This is a genomic window from Moraxella caviae (genome assembly GCF_002014985.1).
GTDB classification, from domain to species: Bacteria; Pseudomonadota; Gammaproteobacteria; order Pseudomonadales; family Moraxellaceae; genus Moraxella; species Moraxella caviae.
In genome coordinates this window covers 95997-103313 of record NZ_MUXU01000038.1, presented here as the reverse complement: position 1 = coordinate 103313, position 7317 = coordinate 95997, and the positions used below count along the sequence as shown (strand labels likewise).

Annotated in this window: 9 protein-coding genes; 4 read left to right on the top strand and 5 right to left on the bottom strand. The window is 48.1% G+C overall.

Translation table 11 applies throughout. The features are described 5' to 3' along the window. Positions 1-90 precede the first annotated feature (90 nt). Complete coding sequence (locus B0181_RS06645) at positions 91-660, bottom strand: NUDIX hydrolase (RefSeq protein ID WP_078276726.1); 570 nt, start codon at positions 658-660, stop codon at positions 91-93. Between the two features lie 124 nt (positions 661-784). Between B0181_RS06645 and B0181_RS06640 the strand changes: the two genes are divergently transcribed. Beyond that, positions 785-1612 carry an NUDIX hydrolase gene (locus B0181_RS06640; RefSeq protein WP_078276725.1) on the top strand — a complete coding sequence of 276 codons (828 nt, stop codon included), beginning with the start codon at positions 785-787 and terminating at the stop codon, positions 1610-1612. 411 nt (positions 1613-2023) lie between these two features. Here B0181_RS06640 and bioD read toward each other — a convergent pair whose 3' ends face one another. The 4 genes from bioD to nadD form a co-directional block, all read right to left on the bottom strand. Further along, entirely contained in the window at positions 2024-2701 is a 678-nt protein-coding gene (gene bioD, locus B0181_RS06635; RefSeq protein WP_078276724.1) for a dethiobiotin synthase, read from the bottom strand. 4 nt (positions 2702-2705) lie between these two features. Next, positions 2706-4037 carry an adenosylmethionine--8-amino-7-oxononanoate transaminase gene (gene bioA / locus B0181_RS06630; RefSeq protein WP_242620087.1) on the bottom strand — a complete coding sequence of 444 codons (1332 nt, stop codon included), beginning with the start codon at positions 4035-4037 and terminating at the stop codon, positions 2706-2708. A 233-nt stretch (positions 4038-4270) separates the two neighbouring features. Continuing rightward, on the bottom strand, positions 4271-4648 hold the full coding sequence (gene rsfS, locus B0181_RS06625; protein WP_078276734.1) for a ribosome silencing factor: 378 nt from the start codon (positions 4646-4648) through the stop codon (positions 4271-4273). 116 nt (positions 4649-4764) lie between these two features. Beyond that, positions 4765-5427 carry a nicotinate (nicotinamide) nucleotide adenylyltransferase gene (gene nadD / locus B0181_RS06620; RefSeq protein WP_078276722.1) on the bottom strand — a complete coding sequence of 221 codons (663 nt, stop codon included), beginning with the start codon at positions 5425-5427 and terminating at the stop codon, positions 4765-4767. A 135-nt stretch (positions 5428-5562) separates the two neighbouring features. On the opposite strand from nadD, the gene B0181_RS06615 reads away from it, so the two are divergent. From B0181_RS06615 to B0181_RS06605, 3 genes are all read left to right on the top strand, one after another. Continuing rightward, positions 5563-6048, top strand: coding sequence for a hypothetical protein (locus tag B0181_RS06615; RefSeq protein ID WP_078276721.1), 486 nt, complete (start codon positions 5563-5565; stop codon positions 6046-6048). A gap of 90 nt (positions 6049-6138) precedes the next feature. After that, complete coding sequence (locus B0181_RS06610; RefSeq protein ID WP_133141424.1) at positions 6139-6387, top strand: hypothetical protein; 249 nt, start codon at positions 6139-6141, stop codon at positions 6385-6387. 171 nt (positions 6388-6558) lie between these two features. Then, on the top strand, positions 6559-7182 hold the full coding sequence (locus tag B0181_RS06605) for a tetratricopeptide repeat protein (RefSeq protein WP_078276719.1): 624 nt from the start codon (positions 6559-6561) through the stop codon (positions 7180-7182). Positions 7183-7317: the final 135 nt, after the last annotated feature.

Genomic DNA, 7317 nt, shown 5'->3' with positions numbered 1-7317 from the left:
TTTGCTTTTTGGGTTTTTGGGGCAAAAGATTGTAAAATCATTGAATGCCGACTGAGTGCTAAGCCAACCTAAACTTGATAGTCGTACACCTTAGCGATATTCATCAAGGCGAATTTCGTGCAAAGGGTATAAGGTGAAATCTGTAGCATCTTTGCCTTGTGCTTGCAGGGATTTTTTATCCGCCAAATAATTTTCTAGCGTCATGCTGATGGTGCGAAACGCCAAATCTTGCCAAGGAATGTCCGCTTCGGCAACCAAAGCGCACTCCAAACTTTCCACACCTGCGCCAAATTTACCGTCCGCAAGATTCGCCAAATACATGGCGTGTACTTGCCCAAGCTGGGGAATGTCAAACAGGCAGTACAGCTTGGCGTGCGTGGCGATGGCAGCGGCTTCTTCAATGGTTTCACGCAGTGCGCCTTCCATCATGGTTTCGCCGATTTCCATAAAGCCAGCAGGCAGCGTCCAAAGTCCGTAGCGTGGCTCAATGGCGCGGCGACACATCAAGATTTTGTCGTCATGCAGCACCAGCGCCCCGCAGATGACTTTGGGATTTTCGTAATGAATGTAGTCGCAGCGGTCGCAAACGAGTCGCAATTTGCTGTCGCCATCCGGAATGCGCTCAGACGCTGGAGCGCCGCATTGCAAACAATAAGGCATGATGGTATAGTAAAATTGTTGGGTTAAAATTTGGTTTATGCACGCTTGCCATGATTGATGCTTTTGCGCTTGGCGTGCGATAAACCGCTGCGACTATCTTACAACGTTTGCGAGTGCTTTTCAAATGCCAAATTCTGCCAGCAAAGGGTTTATTGATAAAACGTGCGTGAGCGTTTCGCAAAGTTCACGCTTTTTTGAATTGGCGCAGCATTTGGCAAATTATCAAGGCGATGACGTGTTAGCACCGCCTGCCATCAATACAGCTGCAGTGGCACAAATGCGTGCGCTGAATGCAAAAAGTGCAAGTGCGCCAAATCATCGTTTAGACAACTCTTCAAAAAACCTTCTTTTAAAAAACACCCATTCGCCAAACGCTGCCAAATTTGACGCACTGCCTGACGCTTGTGTGCTGGTGGCAATCACCGATGAAGCTATGCCGCGTGTGCTTTTGACAAGGCGAGCGAGCAATTTGACCAGCCACGCAGGCGAAGTGTCTTTTGTGGGCGGTAAGCGAGATTTGGGCGATGTCAGTTCGTGGGCGGTGGCGCTGCGTGAAGCGTGTGAAGAAGTGGCGCTGCGAGCGGCTGACGTTCAGCTTTTGGGGTTTTTACCTATGCAGATTTCTAAAAAGGGTTTACTTGTGCGTCCTGTGGTGGCAAGCATCAACCCTGCGGCTGTGCAATATTTATCGCCCAATGCTGATGAGATTGATAAGCTGTTTTGGCTTGAGCTGGATTATTTGTGCCAAAATGCGCCAAGCGAGCAGGTTTTTCGTCATCAGCAAGCCAATCAGACGATGGCGCTGCATACGCCTGCTTGGGCAGTGGATTTGGACGGCGATGACGCACCTGAAGTGGTGTGGGGTTTGACAGGGCGGATTTTGGCGAATTTATTGGAAATTGGCTTTGGCGTGCGTTATGATTGGTATTATCGTTTGCAAAATTGCGAATGATGGGCGTGTGATTGGGTGGTTTTTTAACTTTCCCAATTTTTTAAATTGACGCTTGTTTAAATTATGCTTATCGTTAGTCAGATAAGTAAGTTAAGTGAAAAAATACAATAAATTCAAAGATTTGCTATAAATGCGTTGGGTTATGCTGTCGCTTACCCAACTTACGGACATGGTTTTTCCCGTTCGCCCTGAGCCTGTCGAAGGGTGAGCGTGGCGGTTTTTGGATTTAGTAAAGATTAAATCCAAAAACCGCCCATGGTTCGACAAGCTCACCACGAACGGTTTTTTGAACAGTTTTACGCGAAATGATGGTTTATCACTCGGAATGTTGGGTTATGCTGTCGCTCGCCCAACCAACAGACTTTCCCAATCTTCCCCAACTTCCCCAACTTCACCATCAATTTTCACCCATCACCAATCTTGGGTGCGAAGTTGCCAAGTAAATTCTGGATTTTTACTGATGTCAGGCAAGGTGAGCAGTAAGGCGTGCGGATAATGCTTATCAAGAAACTCACGCAAAAACCCAAAAGTATCACGGCTGATGTCGGTGTCGTTATCAAAATAAGCATTGAAAATCACAGCGTGCAGCGGTAATTTGCGTGCGCTGATGGCTTCTAGGGTGAGCAAGGTGTGATTGATGCTGCCAAGGCGTGCGGACGTAACCACGATGGCGGGATATTGATGGCGCGCGATGTAATCTAAAGTCAGCACGTCTTTGGTGAGCGGCACAAGCACACCGCCTGCACCTTCAAGCAGCAGCACGTCATGGCGAGCGGCGAGCGTGTTTGTGGCTTTGGTGAGTGTGTCAAGGCAAAGCGTGCGATTTTCTAGGCGTGCTGCCAAATGCGGTGAAGCAGGCTTGGCGAAAATAAAAGGACAACTTAGCCCTGCGATGTCATCGGCAGTGGGCGGTATGCCCATGAGTTTTCGGTGGGTTTGGATGTCGGTGCTGGCAGTGGTGTCGCCTGTTTGCACAAGTTTTTGGGTGGTGGTGCGCACGCCGCAAGCCAGCAGAGATTTTGCCAAAATGCCTGTGGCGTAGCTTTTGCCTGCGTCAGTGTCTATGCCGGTGATGAAATAGGTGGTCATGGTGTTAATTGGACGAAGTTTTGATGGATAAATATTCTTGCAGCAGTTCAAGCAAGCGCTGGCAGAGCGCCGCCAAATCGTCATCGCTCATCACAAAAGGCGGCATGAGATAAACGAGCTTGCCAAAAGGACGCACCCAAATGCCGTATTTTGATAGTAGGGCTTGAAAAATCGGCATATCAATCGGCGCGCGCATTTCAATGACGGCGATTGCACCTAAAGTGCGCACGTCCGCCACGCTTTGCCACTGTGCGGCTGGCGCAAGATGGGCGGCAAGTTTGCTTTGCATTTGTGCTGCGATGGCTGGCGTGTCATTTGCCACTGCCAAATCTAGGCTGGAACAAGCCACGCTGCACGCCAAAGGATTGCCCATGAAAGTAGGGCCGTGCATGAGTGCTGGGTTGTCGCTGCAGTGAATGGCGCGCGCCACCTTGTCGGTGCAAAGCGTGGCAGCAAAGCTCAGATAGCCGCCTGTGAGTGCCTTGCCAAGCGTCATGATGTCTGGGCAAATATTGGCGTGATTGACCGCAAACATTCGTCCTGTGCGCCCAAATCCTGTGGCGATTTCATCGGCGATAAAAAGCACGTCATAGTACTGACAAAGTGCGTACAAATGCGCCAAATATTCAGGCGAATAAAAACGCATTCCGCCTGCGCCTTGCACGATTGGCTCGATGATAAAACCTGCTAATTTGTCATGATGGCGTACAAAAAATTCGCTCATCTGCGCTTTGGTGGTATCGTCCAGCGGTGCATCAAACCCCATTGGCGGCGCAGGCAAAAAATACTGCGCAGGCAGCTGTTTGCCGTATAAAGCGTGCATGCTGTTCACAGGGTCGCACACGCTCATGGCGTGCCAAGTGTCGCCATGATAGCCAGAATGGGTGCTGGCGAAGGCGTTTTTGTGCGGCTTATCACAAGCCAGCTGATATTGTAGCGCCATTTTTAGGGCGACTTCCACCGACACACTGCCGCTGTCGGCATAAAAAATCTTATCCAAGCCCTTTGGTGCAATGCCAAGCAGCCGCTCGCCAAGTGCGATGGCAGGTGCGTGCGTCAAGCCGCCAAACATCACGTGCGCCATCTTGTCAAGCTGGGCGTGAATGGCGGCATTGAGCGCGGGGTGATTGTAGCCGTGAATCGCCGCCCACCAAGACGACATACCGTCAATCAAAGCCGTACCGTCCGCCAAATACAAGCGCACGTCATCGGCATGGCTTACGATGTGATTGTCATACGCAGGCGGCAGCGTGGCATATGGGTGCCAAAGATGCTCGCCATCAAAGGCAGCAAGCGCAGAAAAATCATCTGGGGTGATGGTGTGAGAATGTGTCAAAAAAGCGTCCTGCATGATTTTGATGATTGGGTTTTGGTGGGTGGGATTTTAATGTTGGGCGGTGAATTGTGCCAGATTTTAGGTTAAGTTTGGGTTAAACTTAAGGCTGAATTTGCGTTCATAATGGCACAAAATTCAGCCGTTTTTTGGCTTTGTTTAAAATCTGATTTTTAAAATCCGATTTTTAAAACTTGATGTTTAAAACTCGGTATTTAAAAATTAGCGATTTAAAATCAGTCTTTTGGCGCGACTGCCAAAGATTTTAGCGCATCTGGCGATGACCACAAGCCTTCCAAATCATAAAATTCGCGCGCTTGCGGAGTCATGATGTGCACCACCACCGCACCTAAATCCACCAGCGTCCAGTCGCTGTCTTTGTCGCCTTCACGCCCAAGCGGCATAAGGCCTTGCTCTTTTGCGGCAGCGCCAAGTTTGTCCGCCAAAGCCTTGACATGGCGCTTACTGGTGGCGTTGGCGATGATGATGCGCTCGGCAACTTCCGTCAAATGCTCCACCGTCATCACGGTGATTTCTTTGGCTTTTAGGTCGTCCAGCGCATTGACGATGAGAGAAATTTTGTCGTCCAGCGACAGCGTGTTTGAATTTGTCATAAATTTAATGTGTGTTTGGTGGCGCACAATGCGGCAGGCATCGTTTGCCAAAATGAGTAAAAATAATGCAGATTATAGCACGGTGCGCTTGGTTTTTGTGATTTTTTGTGCGTAAGCTAGGCATTTTGATAAAGTTGGTGCGTGCTGATGTAATCTGCCACTGCTTTTGGTAAAAGTTTGGCGGCTTTGGCAGGATTTTGGGCAAGTAGCGCGCGCACTTGGCTTGATGAAATGGCGGCGATGGCGGTGGGGTCTTGATAGATTTTATGCGTGCCTTGCAAAAATGCGTGCAAATCGTGCGTGATGTGCGCTTGCACTTCGGTTGGTACGTTTGGCAAAGTGGTTTTGGTGCTGACAGTATTTAGACTGCGTGAAAACGCCCAAATTTGCACAAAATCCAAAATTTGCAAGCCATTTTTCCAAGTGGGCAAAGCCGCCAAGCTGTCTTGTCCCACGATAAAAATCAGGCGTGCGTGCGGATTTTGCGCTGCCAAGTGGCGCACGGTGTCTATGGTATAAACGGGCGGCGGCAGGCTTAGCTCATGCGTATCAACGCCGATGGGCAAGTCTGCCACACCAAGCTGCAGCATGGCTAAGCGGTGGTGCGTGGCGGTGGGTGTGCCTTTAAAGGGGTTGCCAGCGGTGGGCAGTAGCGAGACCTTCACATCGGTATTTGGCAAAGCGTGCGTCAGCGTGCGCCACACGGTGTGCGCCATCGTCAAATGCGCCAAATGCACAGGGTCAAACGAGCCGCCCAAAAAGGCGTGAATAGAAGTCATAATTTGCTGAGGTTTGGGGTTTGGGGGATTATAGCAGATTTTATGGCGCTGTGCTGGGCGTGGATTGACAAGGGGGAGTAAAACTTATAATGGAATTTAGATTTTGTTTATTTAATGGGTTTTAAGGAGAAATCTATGAAAAAATTTGTACCATTGATTGCGGTTTTGGCGTTTATGCCGCAGATGGCGCATGCGTTAGCTAATGAATGGAGTGAGCCCGGATTTATGGGTGGGTATGGGACATTTATTCTAACTAACAGTAAAAAACAACTCATTGATTTATCTTGTAATTATGGGGCAGGGTCTTTTGGTGTGGATCATAGCATTAGTTATTATCCAAAAGGGCGGAATGGCAATTCGACCAACCCAAACATTATCAGTATGAAATTTGACAATGGCCCAATGATGTATCCGCCTGCTGCCAAACGACCAACAACACGCACCAATCGCGGAGCAGCAGATTGGAAGAAATTCGTGAATGGCATTGCCAAAGCGCGCAAAATTCAAGTTTATGCTAATAATAAACTGGTGGCGACATTTACACCAACGGCAAAAAGCGTCAAAGAATTTTCTACGACCGTTAAGGAAGTATGCGGTGAGCCTTTAAGAGATATGGATTGATATTTGGTATTTGTGGAAACAAGAGATGAAAAAGCTGATAGCGTTAATTACCGCTTTGGTATTAATGCCGCAATTAGATCACGCATTGAAATGAAATTTGATGGTGGTCGAGCCATTGAAACACCGTTTGGCAATTATAATCCAACGGATTCTCGGATAGGTGCAGGTAACTGGCTGGATTTTATTGACGGTGCGCCTAAAGCACGCAAAATCCAAGTTTATATCAACGATAAACTGGTGGCAACCTTTACGCCAACAACTAAAAGCGTCCGCTCAGTGGCAAGTCAGATTGCAGCGTACGAGCCAGTAGGCTCAAGAGACATTGATCAATATCTATAAATGATACAAAACCCTGATTTCTATCAGGGTTTTTCTTTCTCTATAAACAAACCGCCCAAAAAGCATGAAAAAATAAGTCAAGTTTACGGTGCTGGGCGTGGATTGACAAAAAGCGCAGGGAAAACCTATAATGAAAGTGCGGTTTATGTTGTGGTTTTTAAGGAGTGATTTGTGAAAAAGTTTGTGTTGGCAGCGGCGTTTGCGGTGGGATTATTGGCTCAGCCAGCGATGGCATCTAACGATGATGATGTGATGGCAGGTTTGATGAGCTTGACGGATTGGGACGGTGAGCGCATTTTGCAACAAGCCATTGACGGCGATGCTGATGCTCAGGCTATGGTGGCGATGGCGTTTTATGCAGAAGGTGGCGATGGTTTTGCTGCCAAAGAATGGGCTGAAAAATCCGCCAATCAAGGCAACGCCATCGGTCAAGGCTTGCTGGGTTCGCTGTATTTTGATGGCGAATATGTGCGCCAAAGTTATGATGAAGCGTTACGCCTGTATCGCTTATCCGCCAATCAAGGCTTTTCATCGTCCCAAAATGCGCTGGGCGAGATGTATTATTATGGCTATGGCGTTGATGTGGATTTTGCGCAGGCGGCGTATTGGTTCCGTAAGGCTGCCGACCAAGACCACGGGGAAGCTCAGTACAGCTTGGGCTATTTGTATCATTACGGACAAGGTCTTGAGCAAAACACCGACCTTGCAAAGTATTGGTATGGCAAAGCCTGCGATAACGGCTCACGAGACGGCTGTCTTGGCTATAAAGAACTTATATTAAGCGCAGTTGATTGATTCATTTGATTTTATTAAAGTGCAGTCGTGGTATAATAAAGGGGTTTTGTTAAAAGCCCCTTATTTTTACGATTAAGTTTATCATCTGTTTATCTGGCAATCCGTTTAGACAATTAAAACAACAAAGGCAATTTT

What these genes read in the sequence shown, in the direction of transcription:
- B0181_RS06610 (WP_133141424.1), top strand. Translation starts at nt 6,139, where the DNA reads ATGAAATTTGATGGTGGTCGAGCCATTGAAACACCGTTTGGCAATTAT.
- B0181_RS06645 (WP_078276726.1), bottom strand. Translation starts at nt 660, where the DNA reads ATGCCTTATTGTTTGCAATGCGGCGCTCCAGCGTCTGAGCGCATTCCG.
- B0181_RS06615 (WP_078276721.1), top strand. Translation starts at nt 5,563, where the DNA reads ATGAAAAAATTTGTACCATTGATTGCGGTTTTGGCGTTTATGCCGCAG.
- bioD (WP_078276724.1), bottom strand. Translation starts at nt 2,701, where the DNA reads ATGACCACCTATTTCATCACCGGCATAGACACTGACGCAGGCAAAAGC.
- nadD (WP_078276722.1), bottom strand. Translation starts at nt 5,427, where the DNA reads ATGACTTCTATTCACGCCTTTTTGGGCGGCTCGTTTGACCCTGTGCAT.
- B0181_RS06640 (WP_078276725.1), top strand. Translation starts at nt 785, where the DNA reads ATGCCAAATTCTGCCAGCAAAGGGTTTATTGATAAAACGTGCGTGAGC.
- rsfS (WP_078276734.1), bottom strand. Translation starts at nt 4,648, where the DNA reads ATGACAAATTCAAACACGCTGTCGCTGGACGACAAAATTTCTCTCATC.